The organism is Paenibacillus sp. 23TSA30-6, from assembly GCF_014858585.1.
In the GTDB taxonomy this organism is placed as follows: Bacteria; Bacillota; Bacilli; order Paenibacillales; family Paenibacillaceae; genus Paenibacillus.
This window is the reverse complement of the sequence record NZ_SLTL01000030.1, coordinates 1-22,468: the sequence shown is the minus strand read 5'-3', so window position 1 is coordinate 22,468 and position 22,468 is coordinate 1. Positions and strand designations below refer to the sequence as shown.

Here is a 22,468-nt window from a genome sequence, read left to right as displayed (position 1 = left end):
CGTACCATCCCCGGCAGGGTGGCACGTTCGGTTCCTTTTTTTGTTCGAGCAGCTTAGTAGCGTTCCAGCACCAAATTCGTTTTCAGGGAATCGGCAGGAACCAGCCATCCTTTGGATTGCAGCAGATGGATCAGCTTGGTACGATTGCTGGCGGCAACGCTGTAGTCCGAGGTTTTGAAGGAGATTTCGATGATGGTATCTGTACCTGATCCGTTTGCACTACGGATAGGCCAGACTTCAACGTCGGTATCCAATCCTTGAAAGCTGCCTCCATATTTGCTGACCTGTACAGGACCGCGTACTCTGGAGTCTGCCAGGGTTTGTTTGCCCCAGTTGCCGGTTTTCCAGTTTTGCAGCTTGCCCGGGAGATTGTCCAATAGTTGCTTTAACGCCTGATCCGGGGAAGGAAGAGTTAATCCTTTGGAAGCGTTCGTTTTTTTATCATTGGAAAAGCTCAGCGTCTGTTTGCTATAACCCCAATCCACCTCAGCATCGTAGTTATCGTCGGATGCGCTGAAGCCTTCTTTATTCGCTTGGGTGAGAGCCGCGTTGATATCTCCGTTCGTGACCGTGTACCGCTTCTTGTAGGTTAATTCATAATTCTTTTTATCCTCTTTTTTGCGAAATCTCACGTTCCAGCCCTCGTTGTTCAATTGCAGTTGATCCGTGTCAAAATATTCGACGCTCAATCGTTGCGCATCTTCGCTAATTTGAAACTCGTTGGCTACGCTGCTTTTCAAAGAGCCGTCCGCATTGAGGACCTGAGCTGTATCCAGCAGCAGCTTTACCTCATAGCTTGGTGTGGCATTGGCGGCAGCCTGTGCAGGCTCGGCACCTTTTAATCCCGTTACAAGCAGCACTGCACTCAGGGTTAGTACCGATAAAGCTTTGGTGATACGAAGACCAGTTTTCATCCAATCATCTCCTGTTCGTCCGAATGGGGGTACACGCTACACTTTACGGGTTTAATGTCAGTTGTATGTCAAGGCAAGCGGGTACTCCGGTTAAAAAATTACATAATTTCTATATGACAGGTAAGATTTATTCTTGGTTCCCTGACAAGTATTCAGCAAATTGGCGGATTAGCGCCGAGCGGTGACGGTCCTTATTGCTAACCATATAAATGTACCGCTCCACACGCTGGCCCGGAATGGGCCGTATGACCAGCATCCCGCGTTCGACCTCGGACTGCACAGCTATGCGGGAGACGAAGGAGACGTGCTCTCCCAGCATGACCGCCTGCTTGATCGCCTCCAGCGAATCCAGCTCCAAATAGGAGGGGAGGCGGCGTCCGCCACGCTCCAGCCATTTGTCAGTCATTTGGCGTGTGCTGGAATCCTTGCCGTGCAGCACGAAAGAGGAAGAAGCGATGCGCTCAGGTGTTAAATCGGTTTCGCTTGCGAGCGGGTGATCAGGTGCGCAGATCAGCACCAGTTCATCCTCCCCCAAGGATTCTGACACCAGCGTTGGCACTTGAAACGGCTCTGTTGAAATAACGCCAAGGTCAATTTCGTGACGGGCGAGCATGTCCTTGATCACCGGAGCTGTTTTCACGGACAAGGCAATATGAATTCCCGGATGTTCCCGGGCAAAACGGTGCAGCACCGCAGGAAGTACATAGGTAGCCGGTACATAACTGGCGCCGATTCGAATGCTCCCCCGCTGGAGTGTGTCGAACTCGCATACGACCCGCTCCGCCTCGGCGGCGAGCGCATTAATCTTGCCGGCATAGTGGAGCAGTGCGTGCCCGGCATCCGTCAGGATGATTTTGCCCATACGCGTGTCGAACAGCTTCACCCCCAAATCCCGCTCCAGATTTCTCATATGAAAGGTAATGGTCGGTTGTTTCAGGCCGAGAAGCTCGGCCACTGTGGTAATTTTATGGTGCTTGTCCAGCAACTCTACAATATGCAGCTTCAAAAGACTTAAATTCACTTGGAATGCCCCACTTTCAGGTTGATCGGAAACTCATGCCCGCTCCATGCGCGGCGGTATCAGTCCCCTCTATATAGATTAAATCTATGAGTGTTAACACAATTCATTGAAATAATTAATTTTGTTTTAACTTTCCAATAACACAGGCTGCGAATTCAAGCTTTACACTGGGGTCAGTCATAAGAACAGGCAGGTAATGCGATGAATCAGGATTTGTATATTCACGGGTTGAGTAAAACCTTCGGCCATATGACCGCATTGCACGAGACGAATCTGGTCGTACGGCGGGGACAATTCACGACACTGCTCGGTCCGTCCGGCTGCGGGAAAACAACGCTTCTGCGCATGATCGCAGGGCTGGAGACGCCGGATACCGGCACGATCACAATGGGAGAGGAAGTTCTTTTTTCGGCTGAACGCAAAAAGGATATTCCCGCGCATCTTCGTCATTTCGGCATGGTGTTTCAGGATTTCGCGCTGTGGCCGCATATGACGGTGTTTGAAAACGTGGCCTTCGGCCTGCGTGCGGGCAAGCATGGAAAAGGCCCCGGTTCTGGTAGCGTGCGAGGCAAGGAGCTGCGAATAGCGGTGCTGGAGGCGCTGGACAAGGTCAGACTGTCGGGGATGGAGGATCGGTATCCTCATCAGCTGTCCGGTGGTCAACAACAGCGGGTCGCTTTTGCCCGGGCGGTCGCCATCCGGCCGCGGCTTGTCTTGTTTGATGAGCCGCTCAGTGCGCTGGACGCGGTACTCCGCGAAGAGATGCGCATCGAAATGCTGTCGCTGGTGCGCGATCTGGGGCTGACTGCCCTGTACGTCACCCATGATCAGATCGAGGCCATGTCAATGTCCGATGAAGTGGTCGTCATGAGAAGCGGACATATTTTGCAGACCGGAACACCGGAGATAATCTACGGTCGCCCATCTCATCCAGAGGTGGCGAGGTTCATCGGCAAATCAAACTGGCTGGAGCCGGAACGGACGCTATTCCGTCCCGAGCATGTCCGCTGGGAACAGGATCAAGTAGACCAGTATTCTTTTACAGTGGAGATTCGTCATGTCAGTTATGTTGGAGACCGTTATGAAATCCGAATACGGGCAGAGAACGGCGAGCTATGGACTGCATATCATTCCACCCGCTTGCCTATCGGGGAACAAAAGCAAATTTGGGTATCACCGCAACACATCCACCAACTCAATTCATAGGGAAAAGGGGTATAACACAAGATGATGAACAAGCACGTTTTTCGTACAGGTTGGAAAAAGGGCGCGATGCTCGCATTAACATTGACCTTTGGACTGGCTGTCGCAGGCTGTGGAACGGCTACACCATCCAAGGATGGAGCGCAAGCCACCGGATCAGCAGGACAAGCCGGGGCGGCATCCACCGATCAGAAGCTGGTTGTCTACAGCGCAGGCCCTGACGGGCTGGCGAAAAAGCTGGTAGCGGGGTATGAGGCGCAAAGTGGAGTGAAGGTCGAGCTGTTCCAGGGAACGACGGGTAAAATTTTGGCCCGGATGGAAGCTGAGAAGGCGAATCCGGTAGCAGACGTGGTGGTACTGGCATCTCTTCCGTCCGTGCAAGGCTTGAAAAAAGACGGTCTCACGCTCCCTTACCCGGATGCTAAAAACGCGGACAAGCTGAATCCCGATTGGTCCGACAAAGAAGGCAACTACTTCAGCACCAGTGCTTCCGCATTAGGTATCGCGTACAACACGAAGCTGGTGAAGACACCGCCGACTTCATGGGCCGATCTCGCGAAGCCAGAGTACAAGGACCAAATTAACATTCCTGATCCGTCGCTGTCTGGTTCGGCGCTGGATTTTATGACAGGCTACCTGAGTGCCAATGGCGATGGGGGCTGGACGTTGTTCGAGCAGTACAAGGCTAACGGCGTAGCGATGGCTGGAGCCAATCAGGAAGCGCTGGACCCGGTCATTACCGGAGCCAAAAGCATGGTCGCTGCTGCGGTCGATTACATGACCTACAAGGCCAAAGCCAAAGGCGAGCCGATTGACATTGTTTATCCGAAGGAAGGAACGGTCATCAGCCCGCGCCCTGCGGCGATTCTCAAATCGACACAGCATGAGCAGAATGCCAAGGCATTCATTGACTATCTGCTGTCGGACGAGGCGCAGAAGCTGGTAGCGGACGCTTCCTTGCTTCCTGGCCGCACGGATGTCAAAGCAGATAAGCGCGCCAATCTGGATGAGATTCCGTTGCTGAAAACCAATTGGGAATGGATGGGCGAGCATGGTCCTGACGTGACAGAGAAGTTCACGCAAATGTTCAAGTAAGCGGATGGGGGTCTTATCCGTCAAACAGATCAGAGCGTGGTGTCTGACGCTCGCTCTGATCGCGCTTGCTTTACTGATCGTGCTGCCGTTACTACAAATTTTCATCCAAAGTGTGTATGTAGATGGAAGATTACAATGGTCTGCGCCTTTCCGGACGTTGGCTGCATCCCGATTTGCGGGTGTGCTGTTCGGCTCAATCTGGCTGGGCATCTGTGTTATTGCCGGAACAACGGTGCTTGCACTTCCGCTCGCGTGGATCATGTCCAACACGCGTCTCGCTAGCTGGCGCTGGTTGGACGTGGTGCTATTGATTCCGTTTATGACCCCGCCCTATATCGGGTCTATGGGCTGGATTTTGTTTATGCAAAAAAACGGGTATCTGGAGCAGTTGTTTCCGAGCCTGTATTTCTTGACCCCGTTCTTTTTCAGCTTTGGCGGCATGGTTATGATCATGAGTCTACATCTGTTTCCGTTCCTGTACCTGCTGCTGCGCGGTGCGCTGGTCAGGATTGGCGGCAGTCTCGAAGAGGCCGGAGCCGTTATGGGCGGCGGCTTTCTGTACAGGTTCCGCCGTATCATTTTACCACTGCTGCTGTCGGCTTACGGAATGGGCGCGCTGCTCATTTTCGTCAAAACGATTGCCGAGTTTGGAACCCCCGCCACCTTTGGACGACGTATCGGGTATGAAGTCATGACATCGGAAATTCACAAATACATTTCCAGTTGGCCGATTGATTTCGGCAAGGCGACATCAATGGCCTCGGTGCTTTTAACCGCCTGTCTGCTCGTGTGGTATGTGCAATCGGTAATCAACCGTAAGTATACATACAGGCTGGTAGGTGGTAAAGGTTCTCGTCCTTCCCGTCTTCGTGTATCTGGCTGGACTACGGGATTAAGTGTCACATTTATCCTATTGTTGCTAATGGCGTCCATTGGTATCCCTTATTTTTCAATTATCGCCGCTTCCACCATGAAGCTGCGGGGGATCGGCTTGGCTTGGGATAACTTTACGCTCGATTATTACAAGGAACTGCTGTCTTGGGGCTCAGAGAGCATGGAGGCGCTGCTGAACAGCGTATTTCTCTCTTTGGGTGCATCGACGATTGCCGTTGTGCTGGGCACATGGTTTGCGCTCGTTATTGGCGGCTCACGTACGAAGCTCCAGCGGACAGTGGATGCATTCAGCTTGCTTCCGAACACGGTTCCGGGGATTGTTATGGTAGTCGGCCTTATTTTATGGTGGAACTCGCCGTGGATGCCGATTCCATTGTATAACACGTACGGTATGGTCATTCTGACGTATGTTGTCTTGTTTGTTCCTTATACAGTCCAGTATGTCAAAAGCGCCTTTACGCAGGTAGACACCGCTCTTTTTCAGGCAGGACAGGTGTTTGGCGGTCGCCCGTCTTATATATTCCGCCGGATTGTGCTGCCGCTGATTTTACCGGGGATGCTGGCAGGCTGGATGATGACCTTTACCATTGCTTCGCGCGAACTGGTCGGCTCATTGCTGATTTTGCCGCCATCCGTCCAGACATCTGCAACCTACATATTTGCCCAGTTCGAACAGGGGCAGGTGTCGCTTGGTATGGCAATGGCGGTCATATCGGTCGGTTTGACCACACTGCTGCTGATCTTAATGGAAAGCTTAAACTCGCAAAGAAAGTGGAAATGATGATGACCAAGCTTCGAATTTGGGGCGGTGCGGGCGAACACGGCCGCTCCTGCTATGTTTTGGAAGGAAAGCAGCATCGCATCATGCTGGATTGTGGCGTGAAAAAGGAAGGAACCGGGCAGTATCCGGTTTTTCCGCCGCAGGAGGCGGAGAGGCTGACCGCTGTATTGCTGTCTCATGCACATGAGGATCATTCAATGGCGCTCCCCTTACTGTATAAGTATGGATACCGGGGAGAGGTTTGGACGACAAAGGCCACCGCCGAGCAGTTGGGTTCCTATTTTCGCTCCTGGCATACTTATGTAGAATCGAGAGGCGGCAAATTGCCATACGACGAACGGGATATCGAATCCATCGCTTACCGCTATCTGGAGGATGAGGCGCCGTCAGGGATATGGCAGGAGGCTTGTCCGGGTGTACGGATCATGTGGGGACGCAGTGGGCATTTGGCTGGCGCAGTGTGGTACATGGTAGATATGGAAGGAAAGCGGTTGTTCTTTTCGGGAGATTACAGCCGTGAATCCGAGCTGCTCGCTGCCGATGCACCGGAACCTAATCTAGCCGATATCTCCATTATGGATAATGCCTATGGCATGGATATAGATCCGCAGCCTGTGAAGCTGGAGCGGCTGCGGGCCGGGATGGGACAGATATTGTCTTCTGGTGGTCATGTGCTGCTTCCGGTACCCGCCTTTGGCCGGGGACAGGAGTTGATTGTGTGGGCCAGCGAGCAGTTCCCTGAACAAGCAATGATTGTAGAGCCGGACATATGGCAGGGATTGCAGCGCTTGAGCCGTTTGAAAGAATGGTTACGCATGGAAGTACCTGCGCGGATAGAACGTGTGCTGCACAGTGGCCGGATCTTTGTGCCTCGTGATGCTGCGGAGCGAGTGCAGCTGCTGGAACAGAATGCTGCGGCTATGATCGTAACCGGGGACGGCATGATGGATTCGCCACGGGCGCGCTGGTACTATCAGTATTTATCAGATCATCCGCCGAGTGCGGGAGATGGCGAAGGTAGCGGAAAAAGTAATCATAACGGAGTTATTTTAACGGGACATACTTCAAGCGGTTCTTTTGGTAAACATCTGCTGGAGTGTGCAGATCAGAATGACCGTTGTATAGTTCGGCATTTGATTTACAAGGTGCATCAGGGGATATCGGATGTGAGACTAATGTTGAAGGAGTTGCCTGGTAAACAGGTTGTGCTCGTTCATGCGCCCAAGCCGCAGACTGATCTTGTGCGTGACGAGCTGATGAGAGAAGGTTGGACCGAACACGAAAGCTCTGTAAAAGTCATTCACTCTTTGGAGCCGGGCGCAACGTTAAACGTTTAGATGATTCATTTACTCCATCCGTTATTTCGTACCCTCCTGCATTAGTCGGAAGGCATCGACTTCCCCAAGTTTCGTGGATATAGAGTTGCGCCCGATGCTTTTACGAAGGCGCAGCGGTGTAGCGGTACGCTTGAGCAGTGCTTTGATTTCTCTAGGCTCCATCTCCGGTCTCAGTGAAAGGAGCAGAGCAATGCTTCCGGTCACGTGGGAAGTAGCCATAGACGTACCGCTCATTTCGTGATGCTTGCCGTGTATCCATGAGGAAATGATCTTTTCACCCGGTGCGTACACGTCTACGAATTGTCCCCGGTTGCTGAAAGGCGCGATGCGTCTGTATTTATCGGTAGCTCCGACTGAAATGGTCTGGGAATAGCGTGCCGGGTAGTCAATACTCCGGCGTTTGCCCTCGTTTCCCGAGGAAGCTACGATCACGATACCGTTTTGATACGCTTTGTTCACCATATCAAGCAGCGCCTTGCTGCGTGATTTCATACCGAAGCTCATATTGATGATATCGATACGATTCAATACGCACCAATCGATGCCTAGAATAATATCGGAGACGTAGGCGGCTCCGTTATGGTCAAATGCTTTTACAGGATGAATCAGCGCCTGAGGTGCTACGCCAACCATACCCTCATCATAGTTGGATGCCGCGATGGTACCGGCAATATGAGTGCCGTGACCGTTATCGTCATAGGGCAGCATGGTCCGATTAAGCAAATTGATGCCTCTGGCGAGAGAATGCCGCAGATCAGGATGTTGAAAATCCGCTCCTGTGTCGATCACACCAATCCTGATTCGGTTTCCTGTAGAGGAAGGCCAAGCCTTGTGTGCGCGCACCTGTTTAACCCCCCACGGCATGGGCAGGTTTTTCTCCGCCTTCGGCATCTGGGCTGTTCCTCCATGTACCCTCATGCGAGTATCTTCTTCAACGGTAACACCGTTGTGATATTTGCCCAGCCTGTCTCCCCCTGGAAGCGGGGCGATCAGAGCGCGAATCAGTCGGGCCGGTTGTACTTGCCGCAATCCCGCAAGCTCGGGCTTCAGCTTCCTGAGATAGGACAGGCATTCCAGGTATTGGTGAGGCTTATCGAACGTAATGATCTGTTTGTGCCGTCCACTGCCGGACGGCTCCGAAATGCCCTCGTGCAAACGCTGCAAAAAACCCGGATAGTCCATTTGAGACAGTCCCCCTCCGATGAGCCATGCTGAGGTATTGTATGAGCAAGCATCAGCGGCGGCATGGGAAACCTGCCCCTTTTTTATGGAAATAGGCCTGCTCGTCGTGTCAAAGTGATCGTGGACACATACGATACATGGAGGGCAAAAGCTCTTGTGCAACAACTTTGGGGGACTTCTCCCGGAGCGGGTACAGTCGGAGACGGGGGGGACCCCGTCTTTTTAACGTGCGCCGCCTTGTTCAAGGCATACTACTGCAAATTGTACGGATACCCATGTTTAACTTGCAATTTGCTTCCAAATAGGTTTTACTTAGTTTTGATAATGGATATGTTAGTATTGCATGTATCGTGTATGCTCTGAAACATGTTCTTGTGAATTACGTGTGAGAGGAAGTGTCCCTAGGTGAGTACCCCACTCAACTTGAAGATTGACCCGGAGAAAGTCCACGAGACTCCAATGGTGGATTTGGCATTTATGGTATTGAAAGCGGCCAATACTCCATATTATTACCGTGACCTGATGAATGAAGTCGCCAAATTGCGTGGCATGTCCGACGAAGAAATTAATGACGTTATCGCTCAGCTATATACTGAAATCAACATTGACGGGCGTTTCGCCTGTGTCGGTACGAATCTGTGGGGCTTGAAACGTTGGTATCCAGTGGATAAATCCGAAGATACTCTGACAGGCGCCAAGCGTCCTCGTATCATTAATGACGAAGACGATGACGACGAAGAGGAATATCATGAGGAAGAAGAAATTTACAGCGCCGATGACGACTTCGATGCAGACAGTGAAGACGAGGATGGCGAAGAAGAGCTGTTCGACGGTGAAGATGATGATAGTGATGAAGACGTGGTTATAGACGATGAAGACCTCAGTGATGAGGAAGATACAGAAGATGAAAATGACGACGAGTCGACGGAAGACGCCGATGATTCGCTTCGTTAGAATCAGGCTGTAAGGGGAGATGTATTCTCCCCTTTTTCATGACCATTTTCTTGAAACTGCCTTCTGATTTGAAGCATTCAGATGGATTCCCTCCAATCTTGCTCAATGGGCAAATTAACACAGATAACTTCCTTGACAGCGGATTGGACACGGGGTAAACTATTGCTTGGGCTTATGATTGATTCACTTATATGTTTGCTTTTTGTATAAAAGTGCCCCGTACTACGGGAGTGCTTTTTTGTTTTTTTATAGGGAGTTTGCACTCATGAAAGAGGGCTAAGGGCGGCGGGCATGGAAAATGATTCCGCTGCCTTCTTCATGGATGATAATCCGTGTAAACGGGTTACGATAACATCATAATGTCGCCTGAATTTTGGACTTTATTTAGGAGGGTTTTAAACAGTGACAAAGTATATTTTTGTGACAGGCGGGGTTGTGTCTTCCTTGGGCAAAGGGATTACGGCAGCTTCACTGGGAAGGCTTCTGAAGAACAGGGGACTGAAGGTAACGATTCAAAAATTCGATCCTTACCTTAATGTCGATCCAGGGACGATGAGCCCTTACCAGCACGGTGAAGTGTTTGTAACGGATGACGGTGCGGAAACGGATCTCGACTTGGGACACTATGAGCGCTTTATTGATATTAATCTGTCCAAGAACAGCAATGTCACGACAGGCAAGGTATACTCCAGCGTAATCAGCAAAGAGCGTCGCGGGGAGTATTTGGGCGGTACGGTGCAGGTTATTCCTCATATTACGAACGAAATCAAGGAGCGCGTATATCGTGCAGGCCGTGAAGCGGGTTCGGACGTAATTATCACAGAAATCGGCGGTACCGTGGGCGATATTGAGAGCTTGCCATTTTTGGAAGCTATCCGTCAGCTCAAAAGTGAGGTTGGACGGGAGAATGTAATGTATATTCACGTAACCCTCATTCCTTATATTAAAGCTGCTGGTGAGGTTAAAACCAAACCAACTCAGCACAGTGTAAAAGAACTGCGCAGCATCGGCATTCAGCCGAATGTCATTGTTTGCCGTACAGAGCATGAACTTTCTTCCGATATGAAGGCCAAAATCGCGCTGTTCTGCGATATTGATGCTAACGCAGTAGTAGAATGCCGCGATGCGTCGACTTTATACGAGGTTCCATTGAACCTGCGTGAAGAAGGCTTGGACGAGATCGTAGTCAACCACCTCAAGCTGACAACACCTGCACCGGATATGACGGAGTGGGAAGGGCTTGTTGAACGGATTAGAAAGCTGGATAAAACGGTTGAAATCGCCATTGTTGGTAAATATGTTGCACTGCATGATGCTTATTTAAGTGTGGTCGAATCCCTTTCACACGCCGGATTTGATGCCAATGCGGATGTGAAAATCCGTTGGGTGAACGCAGAAGAAGTAACGGACGAGAACGTAGCGGACATGCTGGGCGGCATTGGCGGTATTCTCGTACCGGGCGGCTTCGGTGATCGCGGAATTGAAGGTAAAATCAGCACCATTCGTTATGCACGCGAACAGAAAATCCCGTTCTTCGGTATTTGTCTTGGCATGCAGGTATCTGTCATTGAGGTTGCCCGTTCTCTGGCTGGTCTCGAAGGAGCCAACAGCTCGGAAATCAATCCGGCTACGGATTACCCGGTCATCGACTTGCTGCCTGACCAAAAGGACATCGAAGATATGGGCGGCACGATGCGTCTCGGATTGTATCCGTGCAAACTGACGGAAGGTTCGCTGGCTTCGGCTTGCTACAACGATGAGCTGGTATATGAAAGACACCGTCATCGGTATGAATTCAATAACGAATATCGTGAAGTTATTGAAAAAGCAGGTCTTCGCATTTCCGGTACTTCACCGGACGGACGTTTGGTGGAAATTGTGGAACTGCCTGAGCATCCATGGTTCCTGGCGGTACAATTCCATCCGGAATTCACTTCCCGTCCGAACCGTCCACAGCCGTTGTTCCGTGAATTTGTTAAGGCGGCATTGCAGCTTCAAGGCTAATGCTACAGCCTGTTAGACCTCCTCTGGGAGGTCTTTTTTTATTCCACGCTTCCTGATTATGAAAGAATATTCCACAATTATGTATAAGAGAAGGATTTTCTTTTTGCAGGAGCGAATATAGTTTAGGGTATGGGACGGATATTGTACGTCATCGGACGCTGTTATGGCAATAGCTGCATGATCCTCGTTTTAAGATCTTAGGAGGTTAAAACATTGGAAAAGAAAAAAGTGTTAATCGTCGATGACCAGAATGGAATACGAATTTTGCTGATGGAAGTGTTCGGAAGTGAGGGTTACGAGACCTTTCAGGCAGCAAACGGAAAAATTGCACTTGAAATTGTTGAAAAGGAACCGCCTGATCTGGTTCTGCTCGATATGAAAATTCCGGGTATGGACGGACTTGAAATCTTGAAGCATCTAAAGACCATGAATCCCGATATCAAGGTTATTATGATGACAGCTTATGGAGAACTGGACATGATTAAAGAGGCGACGGAGCTGGGAGCACTCATGCACTTTACCAAGCCCTTTGATATTGATGAAATGCGAATCGCCGTAAACAAGCAACTCAGGAGTGACGAAGCGAATTACTTTGGTTGAAAACTCTGTTAACACAACAGGGTTTTTTGTTTGTGTTTATGGGAAATACTGAAAGTAAATCCTCTCCTTATACAATTCTATGAAAAAACGGCGTCCTGGGCGTGATTTTCGTATGTGTTGATGTGCAAAAGCTTGTTTAGTATTTAACATGGGTTGTGGTATAATAAGCCCGTATGTGATGTCGGCTAAAATATAGACAAACCCAAACACCCTTAGGAGGACTGTAACCATGCCATTGGTATCTATGACAGACATGTTGAACAAAGCGCTTGAAGGAAAATACGCGGTAGGTCAATACAACATTAATAACCTGGAGTGGACTCAAGCAATTCTGGGCGCTGCTGAAGAAGAAAAATCCCCGGTAATCCTGGGCGTATCTGAAGGTGCAGCACGCCACATGGGCGGTTTCTACACTGTTGTTAAAATGGTAGAAGGTCTTATTCATGACATGAAAATTACGGTTCCGGTTGCGATCCATTTGGATCACGGTTCCAGCTTTGAAAAATGTAAAGAAGCTATCGATGCTGGTTTCACATCTGTTATGATTGATGATTCCCACAGCCCGATCGACACGAACATTGCAACAACGAAAAAAGTTGTTGAATATGCACATTCCAAAGGCGTTTCCGTTGAAGCTGAAGTTGGAATGGTTGGCGGTCAAGAGGATGATGTTGTAGGTGACGTAATGTACGCGAAGCTTGACGACTGTCTGCGTATCGTTAACGAAACAGGTATCGACACATTGGCTCCTGCACTGGGTTCCGTTCACGGACCTTACAAAGGCGAGCCAAACCTCGGATTCAAAGAAATGGAAGAGATCTGCGCTGCAATCAAACTTCCACTCGTTCTGCATGGTGGTACTGGTATCCCAACGCATGATATCAAAAAAGCAATCTCGCTGGGAACTTCCAAAATCAATGTAAACACAGAGAACCAAATCGTGTTCGCGAAAGTGGTTCGTGAAGTGCTTGCTGAGAAACCGGATGCTTATGACCCACGTACATTTATCGCTCCAGGTCGTGAAGCGATTAAACAAACCGTTATCGGTAAAATCCGTGAGTTCGGTTCCAACAACCAAGCGTAAGAATAAGTTGATGTACCGTGCATCTGCATGGTTCAATGTATCTCTTGATTGTAATTGTAGTTCTGCACAGAAGATTTGAATCTGTTCAGTTGAATAGTTTGACTTGGAAAGCACACCGCTTAGCCGGTGTCTTTCCATTTTAACCACCAAAAAGTTGAAAGTTTATTATTTGACCGACTGCAAAACAAGTAGGGGGACCCTCAAGCTTATGGAAAAATTGATGATCACCGGTGGACGGCCGCTTCAAGGTACAGTTTCCATCAGCGGTGCCAAAAACAGTGCCATCGCCTTGATTCCCGCCGCCATTCTGGCAGAGTCGGAAGTCATTTTGGACAATTTGCCGCTGTTGAGTGATGTGGCGGTGTATTCCGAAATACTGGAGGAACTTGGTGCAACCGTTGCCTGGGAAGGCAGCCAGATGAGAATAGATCCATCCTCCATTAAATCCATTCCCATGCCGAATGGACCTGTTAAGAAATTACGAGCATCCTATTATATGATGGGAGCCATGCTAGGCAGATTCAAGGAAGCGATCATCGGTTTGCCAGGAGGGTGTAATTTTGAACCTCGGCCCATTGATCAGCATATCAAAGGTTTTGAAGCACTGGGTGCTACGGTTACGAACGAGCACGGTGCTATTCATTTGCATGCCAAAGAGCTGCGCGGTACCAAGATTTATTTGGATGTCAGCAGTGTAGGAGCTACGATTAACATTATGCTGGCGGCCGCACGTGCCAAAGGCGCCACAATTATCGAAAATGCGGCTAAAGAGCCTGAGATTATAGATGTAGCAACCTTGTTAAACTCCATGGGGGCCATTATTAAGGGGGCCGGAACGGAAACGATCCGGATTGAAGGTGTGTCCGAGCTGCATGGCTGCCGTCACTCCATCATACCTGACCGCATACAAGCGGGCACATATATGATTGCTGCTGCGGCTACTCGTGGTAATGTTTTGATTGACAACGTAATTCCCAAGCATATGGAGGCTCTGACTGCAAAAATGCAGGAAATGGGTATTGGTATAGAGGAATATGACGAAAGTATTCGTGTTCTGGGTTCATCTTCATATGAGCACGTTGATGTTAAAGCCTTAGTTTACCCCGGATTCGCCACGGACTTGCAATCTCCTATGACCAGTTTGCTTACTCAGGCGCAAGGGGTTAGTGTGCTGAGCGATTTTGTTTATAGCAATCGTTTTAAACACGTCCCTGAACTTGTACGAATGGGGGCTAAAATCCGCGTGGAAGGTCGTTCGGCTATTATTGAGGGTGGCAAGCTGAATGCGGCTAAAGTCAAAGCGGCCGATCTGCGTGCTGGTGCAGCGCTTGTCATTGCCGGACTTACAGTAAGTGAAGGCGTAACCGAGGTGTCAGGTGTCGAATACATCGACCGTGGTTATGACCATCTCGTCTCCAATCTGCGTCTTTTGGGCGCGGACGTATGGCGGCAGACAGAATAACAAACTTCGTACATTTTGGGACTCCCGGAACGGATGAACAATAGAATGGATAGGCTCTATGCAGCCGCTGCATGATACAAGATATAGGTCCATACCTAACAATCTTTTATCGGAAAACCGGAATAATTCGGTATAATCCAAGCAGACGGCTGCATAACTTTATTTGTTTTGGTTAAAATTATGTTAATGGTGTTTATGATGTCATTGTCTATCATTTAGTTTTGAATGGACTTAATAATTGAATAGGTGGTTATTATATGGATCTGCAAATTTCCGATCTGGAAGAAATGAAGCTGACCGATCTGTACAAGCTGGCCAAGCAATACCAGATCCCGTACTACGGAACGCTCAAGAAAAAAGAATTAGTTTTTGCCATCCTGCGTGCACAAGCCGAGAAGAGCGGATTGATGTTTATGCAGGGGGTTCTGGAAATACTTCCTGAAGGTTACGGCTTTCTGAGGCCGATTAATTATCTCCCGAGTACCGAAGATATTTACATCTCTGCTTCACAAATCCGCAAGTTTGACTTGAGAACGGGCGATCTAGTATCCGGTAAATGCCGGACTCCGAAAGAAAATGAACGATATTTTGGATTGCTTCAAGTTAACGCCGTCAATGGAAGAAGTCCTGAACAAGCTGCTGAGCGGCTACACTTTCCCGCACTGACTGCACTTTATCCACAAACCAAGTTAGTTCTTGAAACTACCCCCAATAATTTGTCTACGAGAATAATGGATATACTGGCCCCTGTCGGACTTGGACAGCGTGGACTCATTGTGGCACCTCCCAAAGCTGGTAAGACACTTCTCCTCAAAGAAATTGCCAATAGCATTTCTACCAACAATCCCGAGATTGAGCTGTTTGTCTTGCTGATTGATGAACGTCCGGAAGAAGTGACTGACATGCAGCGTTCTGTTAAAGGTGAAGTTGTTGCTTCCACTTTTGATGAACTGCCTGAGAACCATATCAAGGTAGTGGAATTGGTTCTAGAGCGTGCCCTTCGCCTCGTAGAGCATAAAAAAGACGTGGTTATCCTGCTGGATAGCATTACTCGTCTTGCACGTGCCTACAACTTGGTTATTCCAGCATCCGGTCGTACGCTTAGTGGGGGGATTGATCCAGGGGCCTTCCACCGTCCAAAACGCTTTTTTGGTGCGGCGCGGAATGTGGAAGAGGGCGGAAGTCTTACCATTTTGGCCACAGCGCTCATTGATACAGGATCGCGGATGGATGACATTATCTATGAAGAGTTTAAAAGTACAGGCAATATGGAGCTTCATTTGGACCGCAAGCTTGCGGAACGCCGCATATTCCCGGCTATTGATATTCGTCGCTCCGGTACCCGGCGTGAGGAAATGTTGTTAGGCAAGGAGGAATTGGATACCATTTGGGCCATTCGTAAAAATATGACGGAAAGCCACGATTTTGTGGAAGGTTTCCTAAAGAAATTGCGGAACAGCAGCAACAACGCAGAGTTTTTGGCCTCGTTTGATACAACGGCATCGTCCAGCGGATCACAAAGCAGCTCAAGCACTCCGCAACGGAGAACCACGCGTTCCACCGCAGCATCGGTTCCAGCTTCAACCAACTAAATCCAGCAATATAGCTACAGCTACCCTCAATAACAATGATCAGCCTATGGATAAACGTAATTTCCCGATAGGTATTTATCTGTTCCTCAAGCACGCACCCGTTACGGTTCGATTGGTTTCAGGCGTGCGCTTGGTGGAACGAAAGGAGCTCCACAATGTATTTGGTGTATGCCGACGAAAAAGGCAATGTATATGATCATGCTTCTTTGTATGGGCTTGCCCGCAGTGCAGACATGATTGTCGAAATCATGGAAGATGAGCTTATTCCGCTACCGGAAGGAGCTACGCTGGTAAGTCTGCCCAACACACGCCCGGTCGGTATGAACCCTGAATCCGGGGAAATGGTTTCCTTGCCAGGCGATATGCAGGCAGTGGGGGCCTTGTTGCCTCAAGGCTTTACACGCTTATGTCTGCCAGGGTATGTGAAGACAGATAAAGAGTATAAGCTCCCCCTGTTTGGCTATTCAGCCGTGGTCTGGAAGGATGGAGCCTTTTATGTAACGGCCGAGCGGAGTGATAATCCGTCCAAATGGAATCCGGAAAATTGTGACCGCCAAGAGGTAAAACAGGGTGTGCAAAGGATGACAGAGCAGTACCCGGAAAATCGGCTGTACCAGCATTTGTCCAACTGTGCCTTAGGCTATGAGTGTCTTACCTCCTCGAACACGTTCCTGAATCGCTGGGAGGGTGGAGTTCCGGTATCTTACTCTTGTAATGCCGGATGCTTTGGCTGCATCTCGGAACAGCCGGATGACAGCGGTTTTGTATCCCCTCAGACGAGAATGAACTTCCGCCCTCGTGTCGATGAGATTGTGGAAGTCATGCTGGAGCATTTGAAAACACCGGAGTCCATTATTAGCTTTGGCCAAGGGTGTGAAGGGGAGCCTTCTACTCAAGCCAAGTTGATTATTGATTCGATCAAAGAGGTCCGTTCCGTTACAGATATGGGATACATTAATATCAATACGAATGCAGGCTTGAACGATCATATCCGGGGTATTGTAGATGCCGGGCTTGATCTGATGCGGGTCAGCACGATTAGCGCACTGGACGACCACTACAATGCGTATTACAAGCCGCGTGGCTACACGTTAGCCAATGTGGAAAAATCACTTCGTTATGCTTCCGAGCAGGGTGTATATACGTCGATTAACTATTTGATTTTTCCGGGTGTGACAGACCGTGAGGAAGAAATCGAGGCGATGGTTGAGTTTGCCAAACGCACCAAGCTCAAGCTTATTCAGATGCGCAACCTGAATATTGATCCTGAAAGCTATCTGGAGCTGATTCCACCTGCCCAGGGAGAGATTCTTGGCATGAAGCAAATGCTTGAGATTTACCGGGAGGAACTGCCTGATGTTGTTATCGGGTCTTACACCCACGTACCGCCTCAAGGGCTGGCGCGTCCCAAATTTGCCAAGGCCTAAAACGGTCAATAGCGGGTTGAACTACACTTGTTTTACGCCATTTTGAGATACACAAAAGAGTTGTTGAAACGCTCATATCCAGGTGCTATAATGTGAACATGTGTTCATATAACTCTGGGCCGATAGGACGCTCAGGGCGGAAAGAGGTGAAAGTTCAATGCAACAAGCTATTCAACCGAAATTTAACGTAACTAATGTCACTTGTGCTTGCGGAAATACGTTCGAAACCGGTTCTGTGAAAGGTTCTCTGCGCGTGGAGATTTGCTCCGCTTGCCACCCATTCTTCACAGGGAAGCAGAAATTCCTTGATGCTGGCGGCCGTGTGGATCGTTTCAAGAAGAAATACGGTATCTAATCGATTACCGCAGGTTATAAAGTTATTAGAGCCTTCTGCTATTGCGGAGGGCTCTTTTTGTTGTGGATGTTTGCTTTTTGTGCGGCCTTGAGATATACTTATTTTCACCGTGCTAGATGGGGAGGTAGCGGTGCCCTGTAACTCGCAATCCGCTATAGCGAGGTTGAATTCCTGTTAGAGGTGTTGTTGATGTGAGGCTGGTCCCTGCGCACAATGTTGACGGTTGGGTCCTCCGCAATGAGTACTTGTGAACCTGGTCAGGTCCGGAAGGAAGCAGCCATAAGCGAGAACACTCTTGTGCCGGAGGGTGGCCTAGCCCGAGTTGTTGTTCAGGATTGCCGCTCGGATCACAACGATCAATAACAGGTGCACGGTTTATATTTAGAGAATTAGAACATCTTGGCAGTCATTGCGAAGATGTTTTTTTGTGTTTATAAATTGGAAGGTGTCCGGTTTAGATTCGGACGGGAGTATAGTATAATGAAGTGAACATTAATGTTCATGAAAGTGAATGGGAAAGAGGGTAACGCGCATTGGAACATATAGCGTTGTACCGTGCTTGGCGGCCTCAGTCGTTCAAGGACATGGTAGGACAACAGCATATTATCCAGACATTGCAGAATGCCATCCGCGAAAATCGCACGTCCCATGCCTACCTGTTCAGCGGTCCGCGAGGAACGGGTAAGACGAGTGCGGCCAAAATTTTGGCCAAGGCAATTAACTGTGAGCATGGGCCGGCGCCGGAGCCTTGCAACGAATGCGAAGCCTGTAAACGGATCACAGCCGGAGCGGTCATGGATGTACAGGAGATTGATGCAGCCTCCAACCGGGGCGTTGAAGAGATTCGTGATTTGCGCGATAAAGTCAAATATGCGCCGACGGAAGTACGGCACAAGGTTTATATCATCGATGAAGTGCACATGCTGACGACGGAAGCGTTCAATGCGTTGCTTAAGACGCTGGAAGAACCGCCGCCACACGTGATGTTCATATTGGCTACCACAGAACCGCACCGGATTCCGGCGACGATCATTTCGCGTTGTCAGCGTTTTGACTTTCGGCGGGTATCGCTAGAGGAGCAGACGGAGCGGCTTGACCTTATATGTCGACAGGAGAACATAGAGGCTGATTCGGACGCATTACAGTACATTGCGCGTCTGTCAGATGGCGGAATGCGGGATGCACTTAGCGTTCTGGATCAGATATCTTCGTTTACAGATGGTCGGGTTACTTATCAGCAGGTGCTGGATATGACGGGGGGTATTGCGTCTGAACAATTCGGTAAGCTTGCCTTGGCATTGCTGAAAGAAGATGTCGGCACAGTACTTCAAATGATTGAGAACTTTATGCAGGAAGGTAAAAGCGCAGATAAATGCATGGAAAATCTGCTGTACTATTTCAGAGATCTGCTTATGATTAAGATGGTACCGCAGGCAACTAAAATGACAGAGCGCGTGCTGGAGCCGGAGCAGTTCAAGGAAGTGGCAGAAGCTTTTACCAAGGAGCAGCTCTTTAGCATGATCGACACGCTTAATCGCTATCAGAGCGAGATGAAGTATGCCGTTCAGCCGCAAACCTTATTTGAGGTAGCTCTATTGAAGCTGTGCAGCATTCCTGTGGAAGCTGGAGCTGCTGCTCAGTCGACCGCGCAGCATTCCGGCGCTGCCACTGCCAATCAGGAGGATGTAGCTGTTTTGAAGCGTCAGCTTGCCGAGCTGGAGAAGAAGCTTGAACGTGCGTTGCAAGGCGGATTGGCTGCCGGGACAGGGCAGGATGCATCGTCGGGGAGCCGTCAGGCCCCCGGAGGGCGCGCTCCCGCTCCGCGGATTTCTGCGCCAGCCAAGCTCCCTTCCCAGTTGGATCGCTATATCGCCGAGAAGTCGGGAGAGGCATTTGCGGCTGCGGGGCGTAAGTGGAGCCAAATTTTGCAGGGAGTCAAAGAAGCGAAAGTCACAGTTCATGCATGGTTTATGGACGGCGAGCCTGTGTCTGTATTAGAGGATAGCGTGCTCGTGGCGTTTAAGAATAACATTCACCGTGAAACTACTGAAAAGCCTGCCAACAAGCAGGTCATTGAGAAGGTTCTGCACGAACAGTTGGGCCATCCCTATCGTCTGGTGACGATGATGCAAAAGGATTGGAATGCTGCGATTGAAGGAGTTCCCGACCAGCCTGCCGAAGAATTCCAACTGGAGCAGGAGCATGACGCGCCGGGAAAGTCCAAGGAGCCCTGGATTGATGAGGCTATTGAACTTTTCGGGGAAGATCTGGTAGTTATAAAGGATTAAAATCAAAGTGTCTGGATGTATACTTCATTAAAGGAGATGATTGAAATGAACAATATGAACCAAATGATGAAGCAAGTGAAAAAGATGCAGGAGCAAATGCTGAAAGCCCAAGAGGAGCTTGGCGGAAAAGTAATTGAAGGTACTTCCGGCGGCGGTGTTGTGACTGTAGAGGTAAACGGACATAAAAAAGTGCTTTCCATCACCATCAAACCGGAGGCTGTAGATCCCGATGATGTGGAAATGCTGCAAGATCTCGTGTTGACTGCGGTCAACGATGCTTTGTCCAAAGCAGATGAACTGGCTAATGATGATATGGGTAAATTTACAGGCGGCATGAAAATTCCAGGCTTGTTCTAGACTGTGCATAAAGGAGAAACACACTATTGTATTATCCGGAGCCGATTGCAAAGCTGATTGATGCATTTACGCGTCTGCCGGGAGTGGGGCCGAAGACGGCTGCCCGGTTGGCTTTTCACGTACTGAAAATGAAGGAAGACGATGTGATTGATTTTGCCAAAGCACTGGTCAATGTGAAACGCAATCTTCACTTTTGTTCCGTCTGCGGCAATATTACGGACACGGACCCTTGTCGGATCTGTCAGGATAAGACGAGGGATGCTTCCGTCATTTGTGTTGTTCAGGACTCCAAGGATCTGGTAGCTATGGAGCGCACCAAGGAGTTTAACGGCTTTTATCATGTGCTTCATGGGGCAATCTCTCCTATGGAGGGAATCGGTCCTGAGGATATCAAGCTCAAGGAATTATTGAACAGACTTAGTGATGAACGCATCAAAGAGCTGATTTTGGCTACGAATCCGAACATTGAAGGAGAAGCGACGGCCATGTACATTTCCAGGCTGGTGCGTCCTTTTGAAATCAAGGTTACTCGTATTGCCCACGGATTGCCAGTAGGCGGGGATTTGGAGTATGCCGATGAGGTAACGCTGTCCAAAGCGCTGGAAGGCCGCAGAGAGCTGAACTAATAAGTACATGTATATGTTATAGATATTTTTAGTGTCGATAAATCGAATGGATTGTCTCGACACAATGGGGAGCCGTTATGGCTCCTTTTTATTTTGTGATGATAGGGCTGGTATGGGCAGTTCTTGTTCTAAGTTTGTCCTCTGTTAAATAAGTATGAATAAGGTAGTCTTACAGACTGTGCACATAATTCAGCTTGTGAGGAGGATGAATGGATGTGGGAACGGGTGAAGCAAAATTTTCGTCGACAAGAGCACGGCAAATCGGAAGCAGAGTATCGTCAGGAGTTGTTTGCCCAGATTCGGGCTTCGCACGCAGAATGGTTAAGAGCGCATCGGTTATTTCATGAAGCTACAGGCGAGGACGAAATCGACTATGCCATTTTTGTTCTGGAAGCTGCGGAGCGTAAATATCAGATACATTTAAAATGTGCCAAACAGCAAGGGTTACATCGTTTCCACCTGCCCGCAGACGAACCGGGGTATGCCAATGACGCAGACCGTGTTCATAAACGGAGGGCCGAATGAGAAGTGCTGTCTGGCTTGTTCTGATTGCCTGTGTTGTGGTGCTGTCATATCTTATCCTCAAAAAACGCCTGGGTATCGGCTGGCTTACTGTGTTTGGAGCACATATGGCTCTGGCGGCAATTGCGCTGTATGTCATTAATTATTCGGGGTGGGTCACGCAGGTGTATATCCCGATTAATCCGGTGACGATGGGAGTTGTAACGGCTTTGGGAGTGCCAGGAATTGCGCTTTTACTGGGATTGAAAATGATATTGTTTGGACAGGCTATGTGAGTGTGTATAGAGTTTAATCAAGGAAAAGGATTGATTGTATGTGACTTTTCGCGTAAGGGCAAAGCGAAATATGCTTTTGTTTTAAAATATAGTTGACGACCAATTCAATTATATGATACATTAATTCTCGGCCCTTAAAGCCCGGGAATTTTTTTGTGAGAACAACGCTGAAATGAAATTGAAAAATAATTTTAAAAAAGTGTTGACTTAAATCCCGAATGTATGTTATATTAATCAAGTCGCCGCTGAGATGCGGTGGTGAAACAAAGCAAGAAAATATGAAGGTTTGATCTTTGAAAACTGAACAACGAGTGAGTGAACCGCGAAGGTTTCGGACATGCTGCAAGGCTGAACGGAGCTGGAGCAAAAAGAGATATTTTTATCTCGTCAGTTTCAAAATGAGCACATCGCTCTTTCTATATACCAACTTCGGTTGGTCTTTAATGGAGAGTTTGATCCTGGCTCAGGACGAACGCTGGCGGCGTGCCTAATACA

At 49.0% G+C, this 22,468-nt stretch carries 20 protein-coding genes and 1 other RNA gene; 18 read left to right on the top strand and 3 right to left on the bottom strand.

The window, feature by feature from the left end:
- Positions 1-53 precede the first annotated feature (53 nt).
- A complete protein-coding gene (locus E0698_RS21685; protein WP_192512882.1) occupies positions 54-914 on the bottom strand; it encodes a hypothetical protein in 861 nt (286 codons plus the stop codon).
- Positions 915-1,041: 127 nt separating this feature from the next.
- Positions 1,042-1,935 (bottom strand): LysR substrate-binding domain-containing protein, encoded by an 894-nt coding sequence (locus tag E0698_RS21680; RefSeq protein WP_192512881.1) that lies wholly within the window; start codon positions 1,933-1,935, stop codon positions 1,042-1,044.
- 201 nt (positions 1,936-2,136) lie between these two features.
- Here E0698_RS21680 and E0698_RS21675 point away from each other — a divergent pair, with 201 nt between their 5' ends.
- From E0698_RS21675 to E0698_RS21660, 4 genes are read left to right on the top strand one after another with little or no spacing between them, the layout of a single operon-like run.
- Complete coding sequence (locus E0698_RS21675) at positions 2,137-3,141, top strand: ABC transporter ATP-binding protein (RefSeq protein ID WP_192512880.1); 1,005 nt, start codon at positions 2,137-2,139, stop codon at positions 3,139-3,141.
- A 21-nt stretch (positions 3,142-3,162) separates the two neighbouring features.
- Entirely contained in the window at positions 3,163-4,233 is a 1,071-nt protein-coding gene (locus E0698_RS21670; protein WP_044646869.1) for an ABC transporter substrate-binding protein, read from the top strand.
- Positions 4,234-4,237: 4 nt separating this feature from the next.
- On the top strand, positions 4,238-5,908 hold the full coding sequence (locus E0698_RS21665) for an ABC transporter permease (RefSeq protein ID WP_192512879.1): 1,671 nt from the start codon (positions 4,238-4,240) through the stop codon (positions 5,906-5,908).
- Complete coding sequence (locus E0698_RS21660) at positions 5,905-7,245, top strand: MBL fold metallo-hydrolase (protein WP_192512905.1); 1,341 nt, start codon at positions 5,905-5,907, stop codon at positions 7,243-7,245. Before E0698_RS21665 ends, E0698_RS21660 begins: the two co-directional genes overlap by 4 nt.
- Before the next feature lie 21 nt (positions 7,246-7,266).
- Here E0698_RS21660 and E0698_RS21655 read toward each other — a convergent pair whose 3' ends face one another.
- Complete coding sequence (locus E0698_RS21655) at positions 7,267-8,427, bottom strand: S8 family peptidase (protein ID WP_192512878.1); 1,161 nt, start codon at positions 8,425-8,427, stop codon at positions 7,267-7,269.
- Between the two features lie 405 nt (positions 8,428-8,832).
- Here E0698_RS21655 and rpoE point away from each other — a divergent pair, with 405 nt between their 5' ends.
- The 14 genes from rpoE to E0698_RS21585 all read left to right on the top strand — a co-directional run bounded on the left by rpoE (position 8,833) and on the right by E0698_RS21585 (position 21,973).
- Positions 8,833-9,381, top strand: coding sequence for a DNA-directed RNA polymerase subunit delta (gene rpoE / locus E0698_RS21650; RefSeq protein ID WP_192512877.1), 549 nt, complete (start codon positions 8,833-8,835; stop codon positions 9,379-9,381).
- Between the two features lie 402 nt (positions 9,382-9,783).
- Positions 9,784-11,385: a CTP synthase gene (locus E0698_RS21645; RefSeq protein ID WP_134911664.1), complete on the top strand. Its 1,602-nt coding sequence runs from the start codon at positions 9,784-9,786 to the stop codon at positions 11,383-11,385.
- A 213-nt stretch (positions 11,386-11,598) separates the two neighbouring features.
- Entirely contained in the window at positions 11,599-11,985 is a 387-nt protein-coding gene (locus E0698_RS21640; protein WP_192512876.1) for a response regulator, read from the top strand.
- Between the two features lie 229 nt (positions 11,986-12,214).
- Positions 12,215-13,069, top strand: a complete 855-nt coding sequence (gene fba, locus E0698_RS21635) for a class II fructose-1,6-bisphosphate aldolase (RefSeq protein ID WP_044646876.1) — start codon at positions 12,215-12,217, stop codon at positions 13,067-13,069.
- Between the two features lie 208 nt (positions 13,070-13,277).
- On the top strand, positions 13,278-14,531 hold the full coding sequence (locus tag E0698_RS21630) for a UDP-N-acetylglucosamine 1-carboxyvinyltransferase (protein ID WP_044646877.1): 1,254 nt from the start codon (positions 13,278-13,280) through the stop codon (positions 14,529-14,531).
- A gap of 257 nt (positions 14,532-14,788) precedes the next feature.
- On the top strand, positions 14,789-16,123 hold the full coding sequence (gene rho / locus E0698_RS21625) for a transcription termination factor Rho (protein ID WP_134911662.1): 1,335 nt from the start codon (positions 14,789-14,791) through the stop codon (positions 16,121-16,123).
- Between the two features lie 155 nt (positions 16,124-16,278).
- A complete protein-coding gene (locus tag E0698_RS21620; protein ID WP_192512875.1) occupies positions 16,279-17,550 on the top strand; it encodes a radical SAM protein in 1,272 nt (423 codons plus the stop codon).
- A gap of 157 nt (positions 17,551-17,707) precedes the next feature.
- Positions 17,708-17,905: a 50S ribosomal protein L31 gene (gene rpmE / locus E0698_RS21615; RefSeq protein WP_134911660.1), complete on the top strand. Its 198-nt coding sequence runs from the start codon at positions 17,708-17,710 to the stop codon at positions 17,903-17,905.
- A gap of 107 nt (positions 17,906-18,012) precedes the next feature.
- Positions 18,013-18,279, top strand: an RNA gene (ffs, locus tag E0698_RS21610) — signal recognition particle sRNA large type.
- 159 nt (positions 18,280-18,438) lie between these two features.
- Positions 18,439-20,193 (top strand): DNA polymerase III subunit gamma/tau, encoded by a 1,755-nt coding sequence (gene dnaX / locus E0698_RS21605; RefSeq protein WP_149096334.1) that lies wholly within the window; start codon positions 18,439-18,441, stop codon positions 20,191-20,193.
- Between the two features lie 45 nt (positions 20,194-20,238).
- A complete protein-coding gene (locus tag E0698_RS21600; protein WP_013308226.1) occupies positions 20,239-20,550 on the top strand; it encodes a YbaB/EbfC family nucleoid-associated protein in 312 nt (103 codons plus the stop codon).
- A 26-nt stretch (positions 20,551-20,576) separates the two neighbouring features.
- Entirely contained in the window at positions 20,577-21,176 is a 600-nt protein-coding gene (gene recR / locus E0698_RS21595) for a recombination mediator RecR (protein WP_025683200.1), read from the top strand.
- Between the two features lie 213 nt (positions 21,177-21,389).
- Positions 21,390-21,701: a DUF2508 family protein gene (locus E0698_RS21590; RefSeq protein ID WP_025683201.1), complete on the top strand. Its 312-nt coding sequence runs from the start codon at positions 21,390-21,392 to the stop codon at positions 21,699-21,701.
- The gene (locus E0698_RS21585) at positions 21,698-21,973 is read left to right on the top strand and encodes a pro-sigmaK processing inhibitor BofA family protein (RefSeq protein WP_192512874.1); all 276 of its coding nucleotides are present in this window, start codon (positions 21,698-21,700) and stop codon (positions 21,971-21,973) included. Before E0698_RS21590 ends, E0698_RS21585 begins: the two co-directional genes overlap by 4 nt.
- The last annotated feature ends 495 nt before the right edge of the window (positions 21,974-22,468 follow it).

Bases quoted from the DNA above. Each gene is read 5' to 3' on its own strand.
- E0698_RS21685 (WP_192512882.1), bottom strand. From the start codon at position 914: ATGAAAACTGGTCTTCGTATCACCAAAGCTTTATCGGTACTAACCCTG.
- E0698_RS21675 (WP_192512880.1), top strand. From the start codon at position 2,137: ATGAATCAGGATTTGTATATTCACGGGTTGAGTAAAACCTTCGGCCAT.
- E0698_RS21670 (WP_044646869.1), top strand. From the start codon at position 3,163: ATGATGAACAAGCACGTTTTTCGTACAGGTTGGAAAAAGGGCGCGATG.
- E0698_RS21665 (WP_192512879.1), top strand. From the start codon at position 4,238: ATGGGGGTCTTATCCGTCAAACAGATCAGAGCGTGGTGTCTGACGCTC.
- E0698_RS21660 (WP_192512905.1), top strand. From the start codon at position 5,905: ATGATGATGACCAAGCTTCGAATTTGGGGCGGTGCGGGCGAACACGGC.
- E0698_RS21655 (WP_192512878.1), bottom strand. From the start codon at position 8,427: ATGGACTATCCGGGTTTTTTGCAGCGTTTGCACGAGGGCATTTCGGAG.
- fba (WP_044646876.1), top strand. From the start codon at position 12,215: ATGCCATTGGTATCTATGACAGACATGTTGAACAAAGCGCTTGAAGGA.
- E0698_RS21630 (WP_044646877.1), top strand. From the start codon at position 13,278: ATGGAAAAATTGATGATCACCGGTGGACGGCCGCTTCAAGGTACAGTT.
- rho (WP_134911662.1), top strand. From the start codon at position 14,789: ATGGATCTGCAAATTTCCGATCTGGAAGAAATGAAGCTGACCGATCTG.
- E0698_RS21620 (WP_192512875.1), top strand. From the start codon at position 16,279: ATGTATTTGGTGTATGCCGACGAAAAAGGCAATGTATATGATCATGCT.
- rpmE (WP_134911660.1), top strand. From the start codon at position 17,708: ATGCAACAAGCTATTCAACCGAAATTTAACGTAACTAATGTCACTTGT.
- E0698_RS21600 (WP_013308226.1), top strand. From the start codon at position 20,239: ATGAACAATATGAACCAAATGATGAAGCAAGTGAAAAAGATGCAGGAG.
- E0698_RS21590 (WP_025683201.1), top strand. From the start codon at position 21,390: ATGTGGGAACGGGTGAAGCAAAATTTTCGTCGACAAGAGCACGGCAAA.
- E0698_RS21585 (WP_192512874.1), top strand. From the start codon at position 21,698: ATGAGAAGTGCTGTCTGGCTTGTTCTGATTGCCTGTGTTGTGGTGCTG.